General features: G+C 46.2%; 20 protein-coding genes. 14 read left to right on the forward strand and 6 right to left on the reverse strand.

Annotated elements, in window-relative coordinates:
• Nucleotides 1-73: 73 nt before the first annotated feature.
• On the forward strand, nucleotides 74-1,543 hold the full coding sequence (putP, locus tag BHE18_RS15755; protein ID WP_071619473.1) for a sodium/proline symporter PutP: 1,470 nt from the start codon (nucleotides 74-76) through the stop codon (nucleotides 1,541-1,543).
• Nucleotides 1,544-1,590: 47 nt separating this feature from the next.
• Here the strand turns inward: putP and BHE18_RS15760 are convergent, their stop codons facing one another.
• The 3 genes from BHE18_RS15760 to BHE18_RS15770 form a co-directional block, all read right to left on the reverse strand.
• Nucleotides 1,591-2,427, reverse strand: coding sequence for an undecaprenyl-diphosphate phosphatase (locus tag BHE18_RS15760; protein ID WP_071619474.1), 837 nt, complete (start codon nucleotides 2,425-2,427; stop codon nucleotides 1,591-1,593).
• 74 nt (nucleotides 2,428-2,501) lie between these two features.
• Entirely contained in the window at nucleotides 2,502-2,693 is a 192-nt protein-coding gene (locus BHE18_RS15765; protein ID WP_071619475.1) for a hypothetical protein, read from the reverse strand.
• A gap of 106 nt (nucleotides 2,694-2,799) precedes the next feature.
• Nucleotides 2,800-3,126 carry a hypothetical protein gene (locus BHE18_RS15770; RefSeq protein ID WP_071619476.1) on the reverse strand — a complete coding sequence of 109 codons (327 nt, stop codon included), beginning with the start codon at nucleotides 3,124-3,126 and terminating at the stop codon, nucleotides 2,800-2,802.
• Nucleotides 3,127-3,265: 139 nt separating this feature from the next.
• Here BHE18_RS15770 and BHE18_RS15775 point away from each other — a divergent pair, with 139 nt between their 5' ends.
• On the forward strand, nucleotides 3,266-3,691 hold the full coding sequence (locus BHE18_RS15775; RefSeq protein WP_071619477.1) for a DUF1284 domain-containing protein: 426 nt from the start codon (nucleotides 3,266-3,268) through the stop codon (nucleotides 3,689-3,691).
• 297 nt (nucleotides 3,692-3,988) lie between these two features.
• Here BHE18_RS15775 and BHE18_RS15780 read toward each other — a convergent pair whose 3' ends face one another.
• A complete protein-coding gene (locus BHE18_RS15780; protein ID WP_071619478.1) occupies nucleotides 3,989-4,840 on the reverse strand; it encodes a TetR/AcrR family transcriptional regulator in 852 nt (283 codons plus the stop codon).
• 159 nt (nucleotides 4,841-4,999) lie between these two features.
• Here BHE18_RS15780 and BHE18_RS15785 point away from each other — a divergent pair, with 159 nt between their 5' ends.
• From BHE18_RS15785 to BHE18_RS15795, 3 genes are all read left to right on the forward strand, one after another.
• Nucleotides 5,000-8,146, forward strand: coding sequence for an efflux RND transporter permease subunit (locus tag BHE18_RS15785; RefSeq protein ID WP_071619479.1), 3,147 nt, complete (start codon nucleotides 5,000-5,002; stop codon nucleotides 8,144-8,146).
• 549 nt (nucleotides 8,147-8,695) lie between these two features.
• Complete coding sequence (locus BHE18_RS15790; protein ID WP_071619480.1) at nucleotides 8,696-10,024, forward strand: oligosaccharide flippase family protein; 1,329 nt, start codon at nucleotides 8,696-8,698, stop codon at nucleotides 10,022-10,024.
• A gap of 123 nt (nucleotides 10,025-10,147) precedes the next feature.
• Nucleotides 10,148-12,010: a cation:proton antiporter gene (locus tag BHE18_RS15795; RefSeq protein ID WP_071619481.1), complete on the forward strand. Its 1,863-nt coding sequence runs from the start codon at nucleotides 10,148-10,150 to the stop codon at nucleotides 12,008-12,010.
• Nucleotides 12,011-12,047: 37 nt separating this feature from the next.
• Here BHE18_RS15795 and BHE18_RS23290 read toward each other — a convergent pair whose 3' ends face one another.
• Together BHE18_RS23290 and BHE18_RS15800 are read right to left on the reverse strand one after the other, a co-directional pair.
• Entirely contained in the window at nucleotides 12,048-12,185 is a 138-nt protein-coding gene (locus BHE18_RS23290; RefSeq protein WP_171910725.1) for a hypothetical protein, read from the reverse strand.
• Nucleotides 12,186-12,237: 52 nt separating this feature from the next.
• Entirely contained in the window at nucleotides 12,238-12,987 is a 750-nt protein-coding gene (locus BHE18_RS15800; RefSeq protein WP_071619482.1) for a TspO/MBR family protein, read from the reverse strand.
• A 183-nt stretch (nucleotides 12,988-13,170) separates the two neighbouring features.
• Between BHE18_RS15800 and BHE18_RS15805 the strand changes: the two genes are divergently transcribed.
• From BHE18_RS15805 to BHE18_RS15845, 9 genes are all read left to right on the forward strand, one after another.
• A complete protein-coding gene (locus tag BHE18_RS15805; protein WP_141771901.1) occupies nucleotides 13,171-14,952 on the forward strand; it encodes a M3 family oligoendopeptidase in 1,782 nt (593 codons plus the stop codon).
• Nucleotides 14,953-15,354: 402 nt separating this feature from the next.
• Entirely contained in the window at nucleotides 15,355-15,699 is a 345-nt protein-coding gene (locus tag BHE18_RS15810; RefSeq protein ID WP_071619484.1) for a lmo0954 family membrane protein, read from the forward strand.
• A gap of 249 nt (nucleotides 15,700-15,948) precedes the next feature.
• Nucleotides 15,949-16,602, forward strand: a complete 654-nt coding sequence (locus tag BHE18_RS15815; RefSeq protein ID WP_071619485.1) for a PspA/IM30 family protein — start codon at nucleotides 15,949-15,951, stop codon at nucleotides 16,600-16,602.
• Nucleotides 16,603-16,717: 115 nt separating this feature from the next.
• Entirely contained in the window at nucleotides 16,718-17,449 is a 732-nt protein-coding gene (gene liaF, locus BHE18_RS15820; protein ID WP_071619486.1) for a cell wall-active antibiotics response protein LiaF, read from the forward strand.
• Nucleotides 17,446-18,495, forward strand: a complete 1,050-nt coding sequence (locus tag BHE18_RS15825) for a sensor histidine kinase (RefSeq protein WP_071619487.1) — start codon at nucleotides 17,446-17,448, stop codon at nucleotides 18,493-18,495. The genes liaF and BHE18_RS15825 overlap by 4 nt, the downstream gene beginning before the upstream one ends.
• Nucleotides 18,488-19,120, forward strand: a complete 633-nt coding sequence (locus tag BHE18_RS15830) for a response regulator transcription factor (RefSeq protein ID WP_071619488.1) — start codon at nucleotides 18,488-18,490, stop codon at nucleotides 19,118-19,120. Before BHE18_RS15825 ends, BHE18_RS15830 begins: the two co-directional genes overlap by 8 nt.
• 548 nt (nucleotides 19,121-19,668) lie before the next feature.
• Nucleotides 19,669-21,636, forward strand: a complete 1,968-nt coding sequence (locus tag BHE18_RS15835; RefSeq protein WP_071619489.1) for a phospholipase D-like domain-containing protein — start codon at nucleotides 19,669-19,671, stop codon at nucleotides 21,634-21,636.
• Between the two features lie 137 nt (nucleotides 21,637-21,773).
• Nucleotides 21,774-22,004 (forward strand): hypothetical protein, encoded by a 231-nt coding sequence (locus BHE18_RS15840; protein ID WP_071619490.1) that lies wholly within the window; start codon nucleotides 21,774-21,776, stop codon nucleotides 22,002-22,004.
• 26 nt (nucleotides 22,005-22,030) lie between these two features.
• Nucleotides 22,031-22,927: a GNAT family N-acetyltransferase gene (locus tag BHE18_RS15845; RefSeq protein ID WP_071619491.1), complete on the forward strand. Its 897-nt coding sequence runs from the start codon at nucleotides 22,031-22,033 to the stop codon at nucleotides 22,925-22,927.
• Nucleotides 22,928-22,974: the final 47 nt, after the last annotated feature.

The following is a 22,974-nucleotide window of genomic DNA, read 5'->3' on the forward strand; positions in this document are numbered from 1 at the left end:
CCGATGCCGCTATTGATTCTTTTATCGATCATTACATTCTTTACAGAAAAAACAAAGGAGTAGATAACAGACTATGGATATCAATATAGAAACGTTAACGTCGATTATTATTTATTTAGTGGGTATGTTAATCATTGGTTACTTAGCTGCTAAATTAACAAGTAACTTATCTGACTATGTGTTGGGAGGAAGACGTCTGGGCGCGGGAGTTGCAGCGCTGAGTGCGGGATCCTCAGACATGAGCGGCTGGTTGATGCTGGGTCTTCCGGGTGCAGTATATGCAAGCGGAATGGGTTCCATCTGGCTGGCAATCGGACTGGCTGTAGGGGCATACCTGAACTGGCAATTCGTTGCGAAACCATTCAGGGTTTATACGGAAGTAGCGAACGATTCGATTACCGTTCCTGATTTCTTTGAAAATCGTTTCCACGATAAAAGCAAAATACTTCGAGTGTTTTCTGCAATAATCATTCTCATTTTCTTCACCTTTTACACTTCATCTAGTTTAGTCGGTGGAGCAATCTTATTAGAAGAATCATTTAACATGGATTACCGTTTGGCGCTTTGGGTAGGTGCTGCAGTCATCCTGTCTTACACATTCTTCGGCGGGTTCCTGGCAGCGAGCTGGACGGATTTCATCCAGGGGATCCTGATGTTCCTTGCATTGATCATCATCCCGGTTGTTGCAATCAATGAGCTCGGCGGCTGGAATGAAACAGTAAGTGCTGTCGGGGCAATTGATACATCTTACCTTGACATTTACACAGGCGCAACATTTGTAGGTGTCGTTTCACTGTTGGCATGGGGACTGGGATACTTTGGACAGCCTCATATCATCGTGCGCTTTATGGGTATCAAATCAACGAGAGAAATTCCAAAAGCACGCCTGATCGGTATGGTATGGATGATTGTTTCCCTTTTCGGGGCAATCTTTGTCGGATTCTCAGGTATCGCATATTTTGCTGATTCACCGCTAGAGAATTCAGAAACAGTGTTTATCATGTTCTCCCAAGTTCTGTTCAACCCTTGGGTAGCCGGATTCTTACTGGCGGCAATCCTTTCTGCCATCATGAGCACAGTCGATTCACAGCTGCTTGTTTCATCAAGCGCGCTCGCTCAGGACTTCTATAAGGCCATCTTCCGCAAAGATGCCAGCCAAAAAGAAGAAGTTCTTGTCGGCCGTATTTCAGTGGTTGTCATCGCGATCATCGCCATTTTCCTTGGATACGATCGTGACAGTAAAGTATTGGAGCTTGTAAGTTATGCTTGGGCCGGATTCGGTGCCGCATTCGGTCCGGTAGTCATTTTCAGCTTGTTCTGGAAACGCATGACCCGAAATGGTGCACTTGCAGGTATGCTTACAGGTGCTGTAACAGTCATTGTCTGGGCACAATTAACAGGCGGACTGTTCGATATCTATGAATTACTTCCAGGTTTCATCTTTGCATCGATTGCAATTGTGATCTTCAGCTTTGTCGGCAATGGTCCAACAAAAGAAGTACAGGAAGAATTCGATACCGTGAAAGCTCGTTTAAGAGATTAATCAGTATGAAAGAAAGGCCCGATACTCTGGTATCGGGCCTTTTTATTTTAGAAATATAGTACATAAATGACCAATACCAGCAAAATGCGGTAGATCGCAAACGGGATCAATTTCACTTTGTTGATCAGCTTCAAAAAGAATTTTATCGAAACAAGCGCGAAAATAAATGCTGAGATGAATCCTGCAGCCATGAACGGAAGGGCATCGATCGTAAAGAACTGCCAGTTCTTTGCGAGAGACAAAACGCTTGCGCCTAGCATGATCGGCACAGCCATAATGAAGGTGAAATCTGCTGCCGTTCTGTGATTCATGCCAAGCAGGACCCCGCCCGATATCGAAGAACCCGACCGTGAAAAGCCCGGCCAAAGTGCGAGACATTGGATGAGTCCGACGATCAACGCCTGCTTGTGAGTGATCCTGTCCACCGATTCAACCTTCACAGAGTTGTATTTCGAACTGATCACATCGGCAATGATCATGAAAATCGCGCCGACGAATAAACCGACCAGGACCGTCTCGATTGAAAATAAATACTCATCGATCGCGTCTTCAAACAGGACACCCAGCACACCTGCCGGAAGCAGCCCGACAATGACGTGTGACAGCTTTAATTTGTGACCGGAAGATTTAACTGCTGTTCTCCGGGACGTGAAGTCCAGCATATCTATGAACCGTTCCCTGAAGATGACGACCACTGCCAATATTGAGCCGAGCTGGATGACTACCTTGAATGTATTCGCCGGGTACTTACCCAGAAATTCCTTTGACTGCAGCCACAGGTCATCCACAATGATCATATGTCCTGTCGATGAGATTGGCGCAAATTCTGTCAGACCTTCTACCAGTCCTAAAATGATTGCTTTAACTAATGTGTATAGATCCATTGTTGCTCTCCATTCTGTAAAAGTCTTCTGCCATAAACTGAAGTGGTTTATAAAAAACATGATGCCCGCGGCAATCAGAGGCCGAATATTTTTGCAATCTTATCCCAGTTCATCAACTGCGACGCAGGGATATCGGGGAAAATGGAATCAAGGCTTTTTCCCATTAAGATGGAAGATAAATAAATTGCCCCTAAGAAAGCAGTCAGACCTGCAAGGCAGGTGATGATGCAAATAATCGTCTCTTTACTATAATTGTTTTCTCTCAATGAAACTCTCTCCTATACTCAGAATTTGATTTTCTGAGGCAATGCAAACAGACCTCAGAAATGACTGAAGTTGAAAATAAATCATCTATTCATTTGAGTATGAGATTTAGATAGAGAGGTAATTCGAACAGTGCATGACCATATGGAGGAATCCGCCGGAATCAGGCGAAATGACCATGGCAAAGAAGTTCACATTGGTAAGTGAAGTGAGGATGGCTTGTTTGAAAGGTATAGAAGGCTTCTGGGGAAGCAAACTGTCAGGAAGCTGCGGCAAAGATGACACCGATGAAAGAATCACATCGACTCCTGTAATATAGGAGTTATCTGTTATGCTCTGCTCATCGTCCGTAATCAATACATAGCGGTCTGCATCCTGCATAGGGACGAAAAACACGATTGTGCTTAACAGAAATAATAGAGCAAACTTCTTCACCTTCAAAACCTCCTTCTCAAACAAGACTAAATCTATTATAACTGCTTTTTCCGGAGTGTCTAGAAAATGATGGAGATTTCTTTTAGTATTAGGATGAAGATTCTATTAATATAGGAAATTAAAAGGAGGCGCTTCATGGATGAAAAGAAAGCTGAGGGGCCACCATCTCTTATGTACCTACGGATTCAGGGGGATGGGGTACAGCGAGGGCTTCGTTAAAGTCATGACAGAAATCACTGATGATTTCCGTGATGAAGATTCGGATTTTCAGGTGCAGGTGCTGCAGGGATTCGATGATGCCTGTCAGGCTTGTCCGCACAGGGGACGGACAGCATGCGTGAAGAGTGAGGACTCAAACGGACACGTCCTGTCGATGGATTGGAAAGTAATCAGCCACTTAGGATTAACAGCCGGGGAGAGCTATATGAAATCAAATCTTGTCCGGCTGACGGCTGAAAAAGTGAACCCGGATGATCTCGATTACTTATGTGAAGGATGTTCATGGCTGGAATATGGAGTTTGTAAGGAAGGAATCAGGGGATTGAAAGAGAAGTATGGCGGTTAGTGGGGAAGTGAGTTGGATTTGTGATGGATTAGGCCGGTTTTTCAGCTGATTTCAGCTTAGATACTGGTGGAATTTCACAATTCGAATGATTTATTGAAGGATTTACCTGTATGAGAGGTTGTGTTTTTATAGCAGAAGGGAGATATGCTGTCTATCTCGGGATTTATGCTCCTGATTCTGTTTTTATGCTCCTAATGCTCCTATAAAAATGATTCTAACTTAGCGGTTACCAATCCAACCGCAGTGCCCCGAACAATCAAAAACCGGGTATCCCTACCCGGCCCATGCAAAATGCTCCTAAAGCTCGTAATACTCCCTGATTTTCTCCACCAATCTGCGCAGCGAAGGGTAGCCTTCTATGTTGACAATCATTCCTTTGATGACGATCGGCCGTGTTTCTTCCTTCAATATCTCTTCTTTAATCACTTCAAGTGAGACCAGTCCGGTTTCGTCCTCGACACTCTCCAGGTGTTCGTCAATCATCCTGATAAGCATTCCTTCATTTAACGGCCCGGCTTCCGCCGACTGCAACAGGGGAGTCAGTTTTTCTGTGGACAGGACAGGTTCTTCCCCACTTCCTAGGAGACCGTGAACCAGGTCGTCCACACGTTTCAGAATGAATTCCGACAAGTAGCGGAAATCCATTTCAATTTTATCGAGTATAACGACTTCCAGGTAAGATTTAAGAATGCCCTGGATGATCAGTGACAGGTCCCAGAAATATGGTTCGATTTCATTTCCGTAGATGGCGGTCAGCCGGCGTTTATAAAATTCATAAGTGTGTACTTTCATTTGATGAAGCAGGGCATGTATGTCTTCGTTGAACGGCATCGCGTTTTCCCTGATCTGCATGATGATGAATTCTTTATGTTTCCAGACTTCCACGAGCTGGAACTCAAGCTGCTTGCGGAATTTTTCATATGGGACCAGGTCTTCGTGTTCAATAAGATCCACCTGGTCCCTGATCATTTCGAAATAATATTTCATGATGGCCAGCAGAAGGGCTTCCTTCGATTTGAAATACAGGTAAAATGCCCCCTTGGAAATGTCGCACTCATTCACGATTTCCTGGACTGAGGCGGCATTGAATCCTTTGCTGGCAAATAACTTTATGGATGTTTCGATGATTAACTTTTCTTTTTCCTTCATGCTTTTCGCTCCCCGGTAAACTCCTTATTTACATTATGACCGATTGGTCAGTAAAAATAAACCTTTATTTTCTAACAAGTATTGACTGTTGACTGTATGGTCAGTTATATTAGTCTATGTTATGACTAGTCAGTCAGAAAGAGAAGGGATGAATAGAGAGTGAACAGTATAATCAATTTTGTGCTTAAGAATAAGTTTGCTGTTTGGCTGATGACTATCATCGTCATCGTGGCAGGCTTATATTCAGGCTTTAATATGAAGCTTGAAACACTTCCGAATATCAATGTTCCGGTTGTCAGTGTGACGACTGTCTACCCAGGCGCAGCGCCTGAAGATGTGGCAGAAAAAGTCTCTGAACCGATTGAAAAACGTCTGGAAAACTTGGACGGTGTAAATGTAGTGAGTTCCTCATCTTTCCAAAACGCATCTTCCGTCCAAATTGAATACAAATTTTCAAAGGATATGGATGAAGCGAAAACCGAAGTGGAGGAAGCTTTATCTGAAGTTTCGTTCCCGGATGGCGTTCAAGAGCCTGATGTGACAAGGATCAGCATGAACGCATTCCCGGTCATCGCGTTAAGTGTGGCAAATGAGGATCAATCACTTGCCCAGTTAACTTCTACAGTCGAAGAGACCATCATCCCGGGCCTCGAAGGTCTTGACGGGGTCGCTTCTGTCCAGGTATCCGGTCAGGAAATACAAGAAGCCAATCTTGTTTTTGACCAGGAAAAGCTCGCGCAATACGGCCTTGATGAAGAAACGGTCAAGAATATGATCAAGGGCTCCGATGTGACGGCGCCGCTCGGTCTTTATACGTTTGGTGACACCCAGAAATCGGTTCTCGTTGACGGGAATATTTTCACTCTGGAAGATTTGAAAGAAATTAAAATTCCTGTGACACCGTCCGGCGGAGAGGGCATGGCCCCGTCCCAGGGTGCACAGGGCCAACAGGCACCATCTCAACAGGCAACACCTCAGCAGAACATGCCAGCCGATGTGAAGATCCCTACGGTTGAACTGGGAGATATCGCAAACATCGAGGTGACCGGTAAAGCCGAATCGGTTTCAAGAACCAATGGTAAAGAGTCCATCGGCGTTCAAATCGTAAAAGCGGCCGATGCCAATACGGTCGATGTTGTTAATGCGGTAAAAGATGAAGTGAAGAAATTCGAGAGAGATATCGACAATATCGAGATCATCTCTACCTTTGATCAGGGTGAACCGATTGAACAATCCGTCAGCACGATGCTGAATAAGGCATTGTTCGGGGCAGTATTCGCGGTCATCATCATCCTTCTTTTCCTTCGTGACATCAAATCGACGATCATTTCGGTCATCTCGATTCCATTATCGCTTTTAATTGCGATCTTATTGTTGAATCAAATGGATATCACGTTGAATATCATGACACTTGGTGCGATGACGGTAGCCATCGGACGCGTCATCGATGACTCCATCGTCGTAGTGGAGAACATCTACCGAAGAATGTCCCTGAAGGGTGAAATGCTGAAAGGGAAAGAACTGATCCGTGAAGCAACGAAAGAAATGTTCGTGCCGATCATGTCTTCAACGATTGTCACGATTGCGGTATTCCTTCCGCTGGCGCTTGTTTCCGGCATGGTAGGAGAGCTTTTCCTTCCATTTGCATTGACGATTGTGTTTGCCCTGCTGGCATCACTTCTCGTTGCCGTGACCATCGTGCCGATGCTTGCGCATTCCATGTTCAAAAAAAGTGCAGGCAAGAAGCATAAAGAGAAGACGAGCCGCCTGGCGAACTGGTACAGAGGAGTACTAAATTGGACACTGAATCATAAAATCATCACTTCAATCCTTGCAGTGGCGATGCTTGTGGGAAGCTTGTTCCTTGTTCCCCGCATCGGTGTCAGTTTCATCCCTTCCGATGAAGAAAAAATGATGATGGCTACGTATAAGCCGGAGCCTGGTCAGACGAAAGAAGATGTAATGGAAATCGCAGGTGAAGCGGAAGAATACCTGCAGGGCCGTAAAGATGCAGAAACGATCCAGTATTCAGTCGGAGGGGAAAACCCGATGAATCCCGGCAGCACAAGCGATGCCATCTTCTTTGTGGAATACAATGACGACACAGAAAATTTTGCGGATGAAAAAGAAAAAGTCATCCAGGACCTTCAGAAACAGACAGGTAAAGGCGAGTGGGCACAGCAGGATTTCTCCGCGAGTGCCGGAAGCAATGAAATCGTCGTATTTGTATACGGTGACACACTTGAGGAAATCAAACCTGTCGTAAATGAAGTACAGGGTAAGATGAAAGACATCAAGGATGTTAAAAAAGTGGATTCAAGCATCTCCGAGTCATATGATGAATACTCGCTTGTTGCGGACCAGGAAAAACTGAGCCAGTACGGCTTGACTGCGGGTCAGATTGCCATGGAACTCGGACAGACCCGCGAACGTCCTGTCCTGACAACGATCGAGAAAGACGGGGAAGACGTAAATGTCTATCTTGATGTTGAAAAAGAAGAATATGAAAACATTGAAGATCTGACTGGCAAAACGATTCAATCTCCGCTGGGCATGGAAGTGCCGATTGAAGATGTCGTGAAGGTCGAAGAAGGCGAAACATCTGATACCGTCTCAAGACGGGACGGCAAGGTGTACGCGAAAGTCAGCGGTGAACTGAGCTCAAGCGATGTTTCCAAGGCATCCGCTGCCATCCAGAAAGACATTGAGGAACTCGACCTGCCATCCGGCATCGATGTGAACATGGGCGGGGTGACAGAGGATATCCAGGAATCATTCACGCAACTGGGTCTTGCGATGCTTGCAGCGATTGCGATTGTTTACCTGATCCTGGTCATTACATTCGGCGGCGGCCTTGCGCCATTTGCCATCCTGTTCTCGCTTCCGTTCGCAATCACAGGGGCCCTTGTCGCCCTGCTGATCTCCGGGGAAACCATCAGTATCTCTTCCATGATCGGAGCCCTGATGCTGATCGGTATCGTCGTGACGAATGCGATTGTATTGATCGACCGCGTCATCCATAAAGAAAACGAAGGGTTATCAACACGCGAAGCCCTCCTTGAAGCAGGCGCGACCCGTCTGCGTCCGATCCTGATGACGGCGATCGCTACAATAGGTGCACTGTTCCCGCTTGCACTTGGTCTTGAAGGCGGCGGACTTATCTCGAAAGGCCTTGGTGTGACGGTCATCGGCGGACTGACAAGTTCGACGCTGCTGACACTTATCGTCGTACCGATTGTGTATGAGATTTTAATGAAGTTGAAACGAAAAATGTCCCGTAAAAAGAACGTGACAGAAGAAGTATAAGGTAAGAAGGTAAGATTGACAGCTCCCGCTTGGTGCGGGGGCTGTTTTTTTACGGGGGAGGGGCTGGGTTTTTATATATGGATGGCGGAATATGAGTTATCAACGTTTTATGAGTGGTTATCGACGAAAATGAGGGTTTATCGACCAAAATTCATTTTTATCGACGAAAAATCCAGTTTATCGACAATTTTCCGGTGATACCGACGATTCTTCAAAAATCTACAAATTTCGCCAGAATCCCAACGAACCGCCCCGCAACTGCTTCTAAGCCGAGCGTTCGAATCCGAACTCACAAGGTTGAGGCTACGAAGTTGAGCCAGGCTCAATCCAGGCATTCTGAGCCTGGCTCAAATCACCTCAATCGAGCCTGAATCAAAAAAGGCGTCCTAAACCTGGCTCACCCCCCATTCTGAGCCAGGCTCAATCTACCCTATTCGAGCCTGGCATCACTACCGGATCATATCAATATCTCGCTAACCCGCTCCAAACACATAATCACCGGACAACCATCATACAATGAAACATCTCACTCGAAGGTGGTCCGGATCTATGAGTTTGTTTTTAAAGGGCACATTGGTGCTTGTGATAACGGCTTTTTTTGGTGAATTGGTCGAGTTCATGATCAATATGATTTTGGCCCGGGAGCTCGGGGAGGCGGGGCTTGGTACATATATGTCGATTTTACCGACGGTTTTTTTGGTGGTGATTCTTTCGAGTATGGAGCTGCCGATCAGCTTGTCGAAGTTCATTGCGGAAAAAGATGAGAAGTATCATCGCGGCATGCTTCAGTATGTGTTCAGGTTTGCGGTGCTGACGACAACTTTCCTTTTGATAGGGATGGTCCTTGTCTATATGTGGACACCGCTGTTCGAAGGGATTCATGCAGGTATCCGCTGGCTGATCCTGGCAGTCATTCCGATTGTGGCGTTCACCTCGATCACAAGGGGTTATTTTATGGGGGTCCAGCAGATGCGGAAAATCGCGGTTGCTAATTTTCTGCGTAAAGGGATACAGCTGATCCTCCTTGTTTCCATTTATCAATTTTTATCCTTCACGAGCGATACATCCATCTTTATTGCATTATGTACGCTGGTCGCCAGTGAAGCAGTCGTATTTATTTATTTGATTCAGGCTTACATTCTTAACCGGAGGGGTAAAGGGAAGGAAAGCATCCTGCATGTTCGTTTATCGAAGGGTGAGATGAGGAGGTCGATATTATCTGTTTCTGTCCCGACCACCGTCCTGAGGATCTTTCATGCTTTCACCCATGCGGTCCAGCCTTTTCTTATAAAATTGGCGCTCGTCCATGCAGGGATGGGGGCTGGAGAAGCGAATGAACATTTCGGCATGATGGCGGGGATTGCGCTCACCATCGGTTTCTTCCCTTCATTTATCGCCTTTTCGCTGTTGATCGTCCTGATACCGACGATTTCCGAGAAGGCTTCTGCGAATGACGCGGCGGGAATCCTGCAGCATTTGAAACAGGTAATGTGGATCACGCTGGGGTACGGGGTGCCGGCAGTTGCGATTTATTATTTGCTTGGTGACTATATCACCGGGGCGTTTTTCAACTCGATCACCTCTGCGTTTTACCTCAAGCTGCTGTGGCCGTATTTCTTCTTTCATTTTCTCATACTTCCTCTCCAGGCATTTCTCATCGGCCTAGGACTGGTAAAGGATGCGCTGATCCATACAGTGTGGGCAAGCATTTTTTCTTTCAGCCTGATCTACATACTCGGGTCGCATCCCGATTTCGGCATGACAGGGGTCATCATCGGCATGAATGCAGGTGCAGTGTTGAGTGCGCTGCTTCATTATGTGACGATATGCAGGGAATTGGAAACGACTATTTGGTTAAAATCATTAGTGAAAATGTAAACTAACACATAGCAGGATTCTTATCTTTTGCATCGACCGGCACTTACCGATTATCATGTTCCATAAGCATAATGCCATCATTACAGCAGCGAATTACTAATTTATACATCAAAGGAGAACGCGATGATTGATTCTATATTGTTTAATTTAATGCTAATCGGTTTTCTCGGCATTGCTTCACAATGGCTCGCATGGCGATTCAGGATGCCAGCCATTGTATTGATGTCGATAGCAGGCCTTCTTGTAGGGCCGATATTCGGTTTGATCGATCCCAAAGCTGATTTCGGTGATATGTTCAAACCGATTGTGTCGCTGGCCGTGGCCATCATATTATTTGAAGGAAGTTTGAATCTCGATTTCCGTGAAGTAAGGGGACTTGGAAAGCCTGTCTTCCGCATCGTTACATTTGGTGCTTTTCTGGCATGGATTTTTGGTTCTCTCGGCGCGCACTATGTAGCCGGATTGTCATGGGCAGTGGCATTTGTCATCGGAGGCTTGTTCATTGTGACGGGTCCTACTGTAATCCTGCCCCTTCTCAGGCAGGCAAAGCTGAAGCCGCGGCCTGCAGCGATCTTGAAATGGGAAGGGATCGTGGTAGACCCGTTTGGTGCATTGCTGGCTGTCTTTGCTTTTGAAATCATCAACTTTCTGATAAGCGAACATGTCACTGTGACTTCACTGCTTCTCTTTTTTGCAGCTTCCATTTTTGCGGGAGTTTTCGGCTGGCTCGTGGGGAAATTCACTGCCTTCATTTTTGAAAAAGGACATGTCCCTGAATATTTAAAGTCTCCGGTCGTATTCGTGCTCGTGCTTGCAAGTTTTGCGATATCCGATCAAATCATGCATGAAACCGGCTTGCTTGCAGTAACGGTGATGGGGATGACTCTGGCGAATATGCATATCTCTTCAATCGATGATATGCGTCATTTCAAGGAGAACATCTCGGTGCTGCTGATATCGACCATTTTCGTCATGCTGACGGCTTCGTTATCAGTTGATACGCTGCTGCGGATTTTCAATTGGAATATCGTTGCATTCGTTCTGCTGATGCTTTTCGTCGTAAGGCCATTGTCAATATGGCTGTCGACCATCGGGACTGATCTTTCGAATAAAGAAAAGCTTCTCGTCGGCTGGATCGCCCCGAGGGGGATCGTAGCTCTGACGGTTTCAAGTTACTTTGCTTCCGTCCTGCTGGAAAAAGGATTCGAGGATGCCTCGATCCTGACGTCGCTGACGTTCGCCCTGGTGTTCTCGACTGTTGTGGCACACGGGTTCTCGATCAAATGGCTTGCCAAGAAACTGGATCTTGCAATCGACGATCAGCCGGGTGTTGTCATCGTGGGGGGCAACAGCTTCAGTACTGAACTCGCAAAGACATTCCAGGAATTGAAGGTCCCGGTCCTGATTGCCGATTCATCCTGGCAGCGTCTGCTAACGGTTAGGAAAGCGGGGATTCCTTTTTATAAAGGAGAAATCCTTTCGGAGCAGACAGAGTACTATCTGGATCTGACCCCGTATGAATATATGATTGCCGCAACTGAACTGGACTCTTATAATGCGCTTGTCTGCACCACCTTTGTCCCTGAAATCGGTAGGAATAATTTATTCCAGCTGAGCCTGCGCAATCAGGGTGAAGTGGATCTGGAAGACATGGTCCACACCCTCGGCGGAAGGATCCTCTTCCAGGAAAATGTGACGTGGGAAGAGTTGAATAAGCGAATTGAAAGAGGAGATGTGTTCAGGAAGACGAGCATCACGGAAAAATACAGCTTCGAATCTTATCTTGAAGAACGTGATGAAAACACGCTGCTGCTATTCGCCCTCAAGCCTTCAGGAAGAATCGAATTCTTTACAGAGGGTGCTTCTCCGAAGATCGAACAGGGAGATACCGTGGTAAGTCTTACCCAGCGCTGCAAGGAAATGAAAAAAATCAACGAGAAGCTTGCAGAACAGCGGGAGAACAATCATAACGGAAAAGAAAAATAACAACAACGAAAGCGCCGGCATCAGCCCGCGCTTTCGTTTATTTTTTTTGGGGATACTGCCCGCCAAGCAGCTGTTTCACCTGATTGTACGTCAACCCCGATTCGCTGTTCAGCTTCTTTACTTCTTCGATGTCCGTTCCGGAAACCGTCGTCTTCTTGCCGTGACCATTCTCCATACAAAAACACCCCCTCCAACTTAATGTCAGTCAGAAGCGGTGTTTCTATACCTTAGTTACCTGATTTCGTTGAATGTCCGGGGACGCTGGTCTTTCGGTAGAACAGGGTGATGAGCAGTATGACAATTGCCAGGGTGTATGCGGTATATGCAAATGCGCCATATTCATCTAAGTTTTTCATGCCGATTCCGACAAAAGCCCAAACGAAGACGAGCGGATACAGCCAATCCTTCTGAGAAATCCTGACAACAACCGCCAGCACCGCTGCAATCAGCAGGCCTGCGTATGACCAGTATCTGCCGGCACTTCCTTCTCCAATCAGGCCGATATCGGTAAGGTAGTAGAGGATGTTAACGATCATCGCAATCGAGATCCACCCCATATAAATTGAAAATGGGGCCATATCCAAGAGAGAAGGATCCGTCTGTTTCACCGTCCTGTAAAGCACAGCGAGGGTCAGGAACAATCCGATCATCACAAATACAGAAACGAGAAAATAGTTATAATGCCAGACAAGGATCCAGCCGGAATTAAGCAGGCAGCTCAGTATGAAGAGAGCGCTCGTATTCTGATAAAGGGGCAGTTCTCTCCTGCTTTTCGGGATCATCCTAAGTATCCATACTGCCAAGAGCAGATAAATCAAGCTCCATATCGAGAATACATATCCTGCCGGTGTCAGCAGGATATCCAATCGGTTGCTGATTTCAGAGGTCGATTGATTATTCAGGGGCAGTGTGACAGCAAGCGTGTTCATGATGATGACAAGTGCAAAGGCCAGGATGTTCAATATCAACTTTGTCAAAAGTAGTCCTCCCATCTTTGTCTACACTAAATCTATGCGCAGCAATACTTTTACATACTATTCCACTGTTCTGTCCGGGCTAATCTTTTTTTAGAGAGTCGAAATATCTTGGGTATTTTTGAAGGATTCAGTCCATGTATCGAGAATTATACAAAGACAAGTATTAGATGAAAATAGGGGGCAATTATGAACACTACATATTCTGATGTTTGGGATTTAGATGTATTTTTTCAAGGCGGAAGTGAATCAAAAGAATTCAGGGGACATCTTGAAACGCTTAAAAAAATGAAAACGAATTTCGAGGAAAATGCAATCGCTTTTCATCCGCCGCAGTCAGGCAGCGATGCAGGTCTCGTGTGGAATTTGATCGAGGAAGCCAAAGAAGTGATGCTGTATCTGCGACAGGCAGGGGCCTTCGTCAGCTGCCTGGAAGCCCAGAACATGCATGACCGGAAAGCGGATGAGCTGAGGGGGGAGATCACGAGCATAAGCGCGGATTTTTCTTCTGTTTTCACCAAATTCCAGCAGCAGCTCTCAGACAGCTCCGAAGAAGTTTGGGAGGAGCTCCTTCAGCATGACAGGTTAAAAGAAATCACCTTTGTCCTGAATGAATGGAGACAAAAGGCGAAAGACAAACTGTCCAGCACGGAGGAAGCGCTGATCGGCGCACTTTCGGTGGACGGATACCACGGCTGGGGCCAGATGTATGACACGATCGTCGGCTCCATGGAGATAACGCATGAAGGCAGGCAGCTCTCGGTCGGACAGGCGAATAACCTGCTGTCTAGTCCTGATAAGCAAACAAGGAAAGAGATTTTCTTAAAACTGGAAGAGGCGTGGAAGCAGAATGAAGAATTATTTGCAAAGACGCTTAATCACCTGGGCGGTTTCCGGTTGACTGTTTATAAGAAGCGCGGCTGGGAAGATATCATGAAAGAGCCGCTTGAATATAACCGCATGAAGCAGGAAACACTCGATGCGATGTGGGGGGCGATTTCAAAAAATAAAGCTCCGTTTGTTAACTATCTTAATCGGAAAGCCAAGTTATTGGGCAAAGAGAAGCTCGACTGGTTCGATCAGGATGCACCGGTTGCCGAATCGACGAGCACGATGAGCTATGATGAAGGAGCGCGCTTCATCCTGAAGCAATTCGCCCGTTTCGGGGAGGAAATGGCCGGTTTTGCAGAAAAAGCGTTCGAGGACAACTGGATCGAAGCCGAAGACCGTGCCGGCAAGCGTCCTGGCGGCTTCTGTACGTCATTTCCTATAAGTGACCAGTCACGAATCTTCATGACGTATTCAGGGAGCATGTCCAATGTATCGACGCTCGCTCACGAACTCGGGCATGCTTTCCACTCCTACGCCCTGCGTCCGGTGCATACGCTAAATCGCAACTATGCGATGAACGTCGCTGAAACAGCTTCAACCTTCGCGGAAATGATCGTCGCGGATGCGGCCGTAAAGGAAGCAGAGACGAAGGAAGAAAAAATCGCCCTTGTGGAAGATAAACTGCAGCGCAGCGTCGCATTCTTCATGAACATCCATGCCCGCTACCTGTTTGAAACCCGCTTCTATGAGGAGCGTAAAAAAGGAATCGTTTCTGCAGATAAGCTGAATGAATTGATGGCGGCAGCTCAGAAAGAGGCTTTCGCAGGTTCACTGGGGGAAGTGCATCCGCGCTTCTGGGCATCCAAGCTTCATTTCTATATCACGGGTGTACCGTTCTATAACTTCCCGTACACCTTCGGCTATCTGTTCTCGCTGAGTATTTACGCCAAAGCGCTCGAATCCGGTGAGAATTATGAAGAGAAATATATGGCGCTGCTCCGCGACACAGCCATCATGAACGTCGAAGAACTCGCCATGAAACACCTCGGGGAAGACATCACCCAGGAAGCATTCTGGGAAAAAGGCATAAAGCTCTGCATTGCCGATGTCGATGAATTCCTTGAACTGACAAACTAAAATCCTAATTACCCGTCATTCACTGCTTTATGCGGTCATGGGCGGGTTTTTTTGCGTGCATAAAATATATGATGATCAACAAATTGTATTCTGTTCAGCTGGAGAATGATGAGCATTATTCACCAGCTGATTTTCTTTTGGTGAATTTCTTTTAAGATTCATCTGGTGAATAACGAATGATAATCAGTTGGTGAAATTCTAAAGCCATTCATCTGGTGAATAACGAATGATAATCAGCCGGTGAACCATGCATGACATTCAGCAGCTGAATCCCGGGGCAAATTCACTGGTCCTATTCATGGTAAGCCTCAAGTCTTAGCTGAAAATAAAGCCAGAGCTCGTTATGGGAAATCAGGAAACCAGGTAGGATAAAGACATGAAGAAGAAAGGAGGCAACATCAAATGAAAAAATTCGGATTGCTCTTAGCGGGAGGGATCGCAGCGATCGTGCTGCTTGCCAATTTAGGACCGATTGTGGGGCTCGCGCTTTCCCTGGTGATCATGTATTACAGCGTCAAGGCGTTCCTGAAAACAGATTCAACGTTCAAAAAGGTCCTCTGGGCCCTGATCGGACTGGCGGCATTCAGCGCCACAGTGTCCAACTTCCCGGCCATCATCGGACTCGTCGCCCTTTACGTCCTCTACGTAATCTACAAAAACTGGAAAAAGCAAGACGTCATCATCGAAGAAACATCCAACGACCCATTCACAAACTTCGAAAAAGAATGGTCGCAATTAAAGAACTAGGGTTTATAAGAAGCTCTTGATCTTAGGAAAATGAGATGTGAATGTCTTTGTAGTTAAAGTTCCATCCAGCGTTGATTGGAGTGCAAGACGAAGACTCCTGCGGGAAAAGTAGCTAATGTGAGACCCCGCAGGAGCGCAGCGACGAGGAGGCTCACGAGCTACCCGAGGAAAGCGAAGTATTGCACGGAAATCAAAAGCGGTATTAAGAAGTACTTTACAAAATAAACAATCAAAAGGAGAGAAACAACCATGCCAAACTTATTCCAAAGAATCAAAAATACAGTCATGTCCGACCTTCACGAAGCATTAGATAAAAAAGAGAAGAAAAACCCGATCGCAGTACTCAACCACTACCTCAGACAATGCGAAAACGAAGTAGAGAAAGTAAGGAAACTGGTCGAACGCCAATATCTTCTCAAGGAAGAATTCACAAAAGAATACCAGCAGGCAGTGAAACTCGCGGAAAAAAGAAAACATCAGGCTGAAGTGGCTTCAAAGGCAAGCGAAACCGAGCTTTACGAATTTGCCCTTCAGGAACAAAAATACTATGATGAGCGTGCAGAACGCATCGCGGATCTTAAGCTGAAAGCCGTGAAAGAGCTGGATGAGCTTGAAAGAAAATACGAAGAAATGAAGCATAAGCTTAAAGATATGTACATCAAAAGGATGGAACTTATGGGCAGGGAGAATATCGCACGTGCCCATAATAAGATGAACAGCGTGCTGGAATCATCATCAGGCTACAATAACGCATCGTTCTCGAAGTTCGATGAGATCGAGACTTACCTGGATCAGCTCGAGCACGGTGTGAACTCCTCTTATTACCGCAACACAATTGATGCGAAAATCGCCAAATTGGAAAAAGAAATGAAAAAAGAGGAAACTGAAGCCATTTCATTGTAAAACATGGTATTCTATTAACAGTAAAAAGGGGGAGCCCGTCCAGGGTTCACCCTCTTTCATACTATCAGGGGAAAAACAAATACTATACATACACTCATGAAAGGAGGAACCCCCTTTGTTCAATAGACTGCGTTCAGACGGCATCAGCTGGATCATTTTGATCGGTACGGTACTCATCCTGTTGGAAGTCTCTTTTTATGACGGGGGGGTTCTGGTCTTTCTTTTCATAGCGGCATTTGCCATTTATTTCGGCCGCAAGAATCTTCATAAAAAATCAGGCAAGATCCTGTTCTGGTTCGGGGTCATCAGCCTGGGGATCAATATATTCAATACCGTCGCTTTTAAATTTTTGCTTTTTGCCATTTTAATTTTCATTATTATGCGCTTTGCCGATTCAAAGAAACATCCTAAATATATAGCTCCGGACATCAAAGAAACGTTCACGCAATCCCAGGAACCGCTGATCATGAAGAAAGCGGCCATGCAGAATGAATGGTTCGGAACGAAGCGCACCCCTGAGGATGTGTTTGAGTGGAATGACATCAACATCCAGGGTATCATCGGTGATTCGGTCATCGACATGGGCAATACTGTTCTTCCGAAAGGGACCTCGGTCGTATCGGTCCGCAATATCCTTGGGAATGTGGAAATCCTCGTCCCGTATGAGGTGGAAGTAAGCATTCATCACTCTGTGCTCGCGGGTTCGATTGAAATTTTCGAAAGTGTGGAACCGAAGGCGATCAACCAATCCCTCTACTATCAAACGCCAGGCTACGAAACGGCAGGCCAGCGGGTGAAGATTGTGACCTCCCTCTGGATCGGAGACTTAGAGGTGAAGAGAATATGAGTACAGTCGGAAAGCAACTGGCAGCCGGATTCTTCTTTTCGCTTTGTGTATTGATCGTCGTCGCCCTTTCATTCTTCTATTTGTACCCGCTGGAAGACTGGTCCCTCTTATGGGAAGTCGAAGTGATGGATATACCGGCGGCTGGTTTCATTGTACTGGTCACTACCCTGCTCGGGCTCATATTCGGTCTGCGCTCTGGATGGCTTCATAAAAAACAGCTGCATGAAATTGAAGATGCACTCCTCCATATCGAACAGGGGAGGACCTTCACCCCTGCAGAGTCATCGGCTGCAGAACTTCAGCATATTTGGAAAAAGGTCGACTCTTTAGGGAAGCATCTTGCCGACCAGGCAAGGTATTCACAGAAGCTTGCCAATGAAAAAGCGGAGGAGCAGGAGAAGCGGATCCAGGAAATCGTCTCACAGGAGCGCAACCGGCTGGCCCGGGAGCTTCATGATTCAGTCAGTCAGCAGCTCTTTGCCGCTTCGATGCTCATGTCGGCCATAACCGAGACGCCGTCATCGACAAGGACGGCACAGGAAGAAAAACAGCTTAAGATGGTCGAGCAGATGATCCATCAGTCACAGCTTGAAATGAGGGCGCTCCTTCTCCACTTGCGTCCTGTTGCGCTTAAGGGTAAGAACCTTCAGGAAGGAATGAAGGAGCTGCTGGTCGAATTATCACAAAAGGTGCCTCTCGATATTCAGTGGAAAATCGAAGATATGAAACTCGACAAAGGGATCGAAGACCATCTGTTCAGGATCCTGCAGGAATCGGTTTCAAATACGCTGAGACATGCCAAGGCTGCGTCCCTTGAGGTGCTGTTGATTAAAAGGGAGTCCATCATCATTATGCGTATCGTGGACGACGGTCAGGGCTTTGATGTCAACGAATCGAAAGCCACGAGTTCATACGGGCTTCAGAATATGAAGGAAAGAGCCATCGAGATCGGCGGTACATGCAAGATCATCAGTATCCCAAATAAAGGCACACGCCTTGAGGTGAAGGTGCCGGTTGTAGAGAATGTAGGTGAAGAAAATGATTAAAGTCGTATTTGTAGATGACCACGAAATGGTGCGGATCGGTGTATCCTCCTATCTTTCTGCACAGTCTGATATCGAAGTCGTCGGTGAAGCCTCAGACGGGAGTGAAGGGGTGAAACTTGCGCTTGAACTGCGCCCGGATATCATCCTGATGGACCTTGTCATGAAAGAAATGGACGGCATTCAGGCGACAAAGGAAATCATCAGCAGGTGGCCAGAAGCGAAAATCATCATCGTCACAAGCTTCCTGGATGACGATAAAGTATACCCGGCTCTCGAAGCGGGTGCTGTCAGCTATATGCTGAAAACATCCAAGGCAAGTGAAATCGCGGACGCGGTCCGTAAAACGTATCATGGTCAATCGATCCTCGAGCCTGAGGTGACAGGAAAGATGATGACAAGGATGAGGCAGCGCACCGTTTCCGAACCCCACGAGGAGCTCACGAACCGGGAACTCGAAATTCTTATGCTGATGACCCAGGGAAAGACAAATCAGGAAATAGCCGATGAATTGTTCATCGCCTTGAAGACCGTGAAGACCCACGTTAGCAATATCCTCTCGAAGCTTGGCGTGCAGGACCGCACACAGGCAGTGATTTATGCATTTAAACATGATTTGGCGAAATAGGGACCCGGAAGCTGAGGCTTTTGGGTTTTTTATTAGAGGAAATTTAAGCAAGGCTGCAAGAGAGTGGACAACGAGTAGAAGTTGTTACTTTTGACTTGAATAAGGTAGGTGTTTTTGTCGAAGAATCTGCAGTTCGCCCATAAAATTGAGATTTCGCCCTTATATTAGAAATATAGCCCTTATCCACGAGATAACGCCCATAAATCAAGATTATCGCCCATATCCAACTTCAACAGAAAGAACTCTTCGTTAGAATCTACATCGATTTCCCCTTACCCAATTTTTATTCCTTAAAAGGAACAGATTAAGAGACTTTTGTACTGCACACCTCAACTGGTGACTTCATGCGATTGAGTAATTCTCTTAATGAAATATAAGGGAATACCCTGGGTGTATAGTAGTATCAATTTACAAAATCAAAACAGTATTTACAAAATAATAAGAATAATAACACCGTTCAGCCTATTACTCTGCAAAATAAGACAAAATATACTTGTACTGTAATCTATTTTTTATATTTGTCATTTATTATTGAAAGGGGAAAGGGTATGGGCATGAAAAAAATTTCTTTGTCAGTAATGAGTACAGCGTTATTGCTTACGGGGAGCCTCGTTCCACAAGGGTTCACGGATACTAAGGAAGCGGCGGCAGCCTCCAATACAGCCGTTATCAATGAAGTCGCCTGGATGGGGACGACGGCTTCTTATAATGATGAGTGGATTGAATTGTATAACGCATCTTCATCCAGCTTGTCCCTTGATGGATGGTTGCTTGAGGCCCAGGACGGTTCACCGTCCATCCAGTTAAGCGGGTCGGTGGCGGCAGATGATTATTTTCTTTTAGAAAGAACAAGTGACAGCACGATTTCGGGAGTGACAGCGGACCAGATTTATACAGGAGGTCTTGGTAATTCAAATGAAGTACTCTATTTGAAGGATGCTTCCGGCACAATCGTTGATGAAGTCGACAGCTGGTATGCAGGAGACAATGCGACGAAGGCGGCGATGGAGAGAAGTGACAGTGCTGCTGCCGGTACTGATGCAGCAAGCTGGGGTACGTCGACTGCTGCCTATGAAGGCGGCTACGGGACACCGAAAGCTCCTAACTCCCAGTCTGCACCTCCTTCAGGCGGCGGAAGTGAATCCCTGACGAATGTCAGCGAGGAACTTGGTGCAATCAATGTCTTCTTCAACAAAAGTGCAGAAACTCAATATGCTTCTTCCGGTAACGAGGCAAACTACAACGTGAATCTGGAAGATCAATTGATTGAAAGGCTGAACGAAGCGACGACGTCGATCGATTTTGCTACATATGAAATCAATCTGCCGCGTGTGGTTGATACGCTCATGGAAAAAGCGGCTCAAGGGGTGGATGTGAGGATCCTTGCCGATGCGAAGGACGGAGCCGATCCTCATTATGCTGAACGATATGAAACGATGAGACTATATTTAGAGAAGCTTGTCCGAGGAAAAGATAATATCGCAGGAACGGCGGACGATGCTCGTATTCTATCGGATTCCCCGATGTTTGCAGTAGAAGACGCAGCGAAGCGTTCAGCGCACAATCTGCCTGCAGGCTTCACCGATTTCCCGCAGCGGACGGTAATGGTGGGAAGCACGGAGAGGACGGGTCATCTATTTGTTGAAGGTGAAGAGAAGGCAGCGGACAGTTATTACTCACCGGGAAATCAGATGCATAACAAATTTGCAGTGGTGGATGATACATGGGTGTTCACAGGCAGCTGGAACTTTACGGTGACAGGACTTTACGGCTCAGAGGAGAATATGAATCAGAGAGTTCTTGACGGGAATCAGCAGCATGTCGTCGAAGTTCATTCACCTGAGCTTGCAGCCATATATGAAACAGAGTTCGAGGAAATGTGGGGAAGTGGGACGACGACGCCTGATAAGACAGTTTCAAACTTCAGTACGCGCAAAATCGATAACACAACTCACTCAGTGACGATTGGCGGGAAAAAAGTCGAGGTCTACTTTTCTTCAGGTGATGATGCAGTCGGACGCATGAGGGAACTTGTGAGAACAGAAGCGGATGAGAATGCTTATTTCACCATTTTTGCCTGGAGTGACCAGGCTTTGGTCGATGAACTGAAGAACAAATGGGAAGGAAGCTATGCCGATAATCAGGGTACGCTGACAGGCTTTGATGTCAAAGGACTTTTTGATGCAAGCTTCTGGAATCAATGGTGGTCTGCAAGTATCGAAATGACTGGCAGGACGGCATCTCAAACGAGCGAAAACAACCCGAATATCCGCTGGGCGAACCCGGCTCCGGTCTATCAGGCCAATGAAAGCAGAAAGCTTCATGCCAAAACGATGATCATCGATGCGGACACGACCAGTGACCCGACCGTTATCGTCGGTTCTACGAACTGGAGTGAAAACGGGAACAATGTAAATGATGAAAATATGCTGATCATCCATGACGCTGCGGTAACAAATCAGTTTCTGCAGGAATTCAATGCCAGATATATAAATGCCGGCGGGGTCGTTCAGTAGGGAATAAACGATAGAAGCAGTTCGACTTAGGGCATGAGTCCCCGTGGCGGACTGCTTTTTGTCTGGATCGAAAAGGTAAACGATTCAGTTTGTTGAATTATATTCATAGACTGTGTTTCGGCGGAAGGAGTGTGAATATGGGGGATATCGATAAAAAAAACCGTCTGGAGGAATCTCCGTTTCAGTATCGGGTCACAAAAAGCGGTGTTGTGTTTATAGATTATGAGGGCAGACAAGTGAAAATCCTTAAGGGGAAGGACGCTGACCGATTCTTGGAGAAATTGAAGACGGCGGGAAGCGAAAAAGAACGGCAATTAGTGATGGCGAAGATTACAGGCAATTTTAAAAGAGGCAATGAACGCCTTTAAAATGAGGTTGATTACGGGGGGGAACGATGAGAGTAGTGCGCTTAACAGAGGAGACGAGGGAGGACTTCCTGGAGTATTGCCGCAAACACCGGCACGAAGTGGATGATTCTTATCTATATGAGGACCAGTTAAAGGATTTGAAGGTCGATGAAGAAGAGAATCCAACTTATCTTCTGATCGAAGAAGACAGGATTGCCGGTGCTGTTTCCCTTTATCGAAGTGAATATTTACTCAAAGGAAACAGGGCGCGCTTCAGGATGTTCCACAGTACAATCCCTACGCTGAAGGCTTATAAACTTCTGTGGGAAAAGATAAAAGGTCATGGGGAGGATTTAGATAAAGTCTTTACATTTATCGACGAAAAGAACACGTCTGTAAGAAAGATCATGGAGGGATTAGGTTTTGATATTGAGAGAATATCTTATTTGCTTGAACGGCAGGCAAAGGATGTTCCTCAAATGGATATTCCGTCAGGATACAGGCTGGAAGACATTGTTTTCGACCGGGATGAAGAAATATGGTGTGAAGTGAGGAATGCTGCCTTCTCTCATTTAGCAGGTGCCGAAACACCGATTACTGCAGGGCGGGTAAAGGAGATGAAGAATCATGAAGGACATCTCGACGGCGGAATGAAAATTCTCTTCCGTAATGATGTTCCCTCAGCGATATTGAATGTTGAGAAGGAGTGGGATGAAGGAGAATGGAAGACCTTCATCGGTCTATTGGCAGTCAAACCGGATCAGCAGGGGAAAGGGATCGGAAGGCTGCTGTTAAGGGAAGGGCTGCGTTTCGGGAAGAAAGCGGGCATGGAAAAAGCCATGATCTCTGTGAATGGAGAAAATGATAAAGCAGTGAAGCTCTACACCCGGGAAGGATTCGAGAAGAAGGTTGTCATGGTTTGTTATAAATACGATATGAAATAAAGAAAAAGGATGCTCCGGGGAAAGGAGCATCCTTTTACTGTGGAAGA

The organism is Rossellomorea aquimaris, assembly GCF_001877785.1.
In the GTDB taxonomy this organism is placed as follows: Bacteria; Bacillota; Bacilli; order Bacillales; family Bacillaceae_B; genus Rossellomorea; species Rossellomorea aquimaris_A.

Bases quoted from the DNA above. Each gene is read 5' to 3' on its own strand.
- BHE18_RS15780 (WP_071619478.1), bottom strand. From the start codon at position 4,840: ATGAAGGAAAAAGAAAAGTTAATCATCGAAACATCCATAAAGTTATTT.
- BHE18_RS15810 (WP_071619484.1), top strand. From the start codon at position 15,355: ATGAAAAAATTCGGATTGCTCTTAGCGGGAGGGATCGCAGCGATCGTG.
- BHE18_RS15790 (WP_071619480.1), top strand. From the start codon at position 8,696: ATGAGTTTGTTTTTAAAGGGCACATTGGTGCTTGTGATAACGGCTTTT.
- BHE18_RS15825 (WP_071619487.1), top strand. From the start codon at position 17,446: ATGAGTACAGTCGGAAAGCAACTGGCAGCCGGATTCTTCTTTTCGCTT.
- BHE18_RS15840 (WP_071619490.1), top strand. From the start codon at position 21,774: ATGGGGGATATCGATAAAAAAAACCGTCTGGAGGAATCTCCGTTTCAG.
- BHE18_RS15845 (WP_071619491.1), top strand. From the start codon at position 22,031: ATGAGAGTAGTGCGCTTAACAGAGGAGACGAGGGAGGACTTCCTGGAG.
- BHE18_RS15760 (WP_071619474.1), bottom strand. From the start codon at position 2,427: ATGGATCTATACACATTAGTTAAAGCAATCATTTTAGGACTGGTAGAA.
- putP (WP_071619473.1), top strand. From the start codon at position 74: ATGGATATCAATATAGAAACGTTAACGTCGATTATTATTTATTTAGTG.
- BHE18_RS15830 (WP_071619488.1), top strand. From the start codon at position 18,488: ATGATTAAAGTCGTATTTGTAGATGACCACGAAATGGTGCGGATCGGT.
- BHE18_RS15835 (WP_071619489.1), top strand. From the start codon at position 19,669: ATGGGCATGAAAAAAATTTCTTTGTCAGTAATGAGTACAGCGTTATTG.
- BHE18_RS15795 (WP_071619481.1), top strand. From the start codon at position 10,148: ATGATTGATTCTATATTGTTTAATTTAATGCTAATCGGTTTTCTCGGC.
- BHE18_RS15775 (WP_071619477.1), top strand. From the start codon at position 3,266: ATGAAAAGAAAGCTGAGGGGCCACCATCTCTTATGTACCTACGGATTC.
- BHE18_RS15815 (WP_071619485.1), top strand. From the start codon at position 15,949: ATGCCAAACTTATTCCAAAGAATCAAAAATACAGTCATGTCCGACCTT.
- BHE18_RS23290 (WP_171910725.1), bottom strand. From the start codon at position 12,185: ATGGAGAATGGTCACGGCAAGAAGACGACGGTTTCCGGAACGGACATC.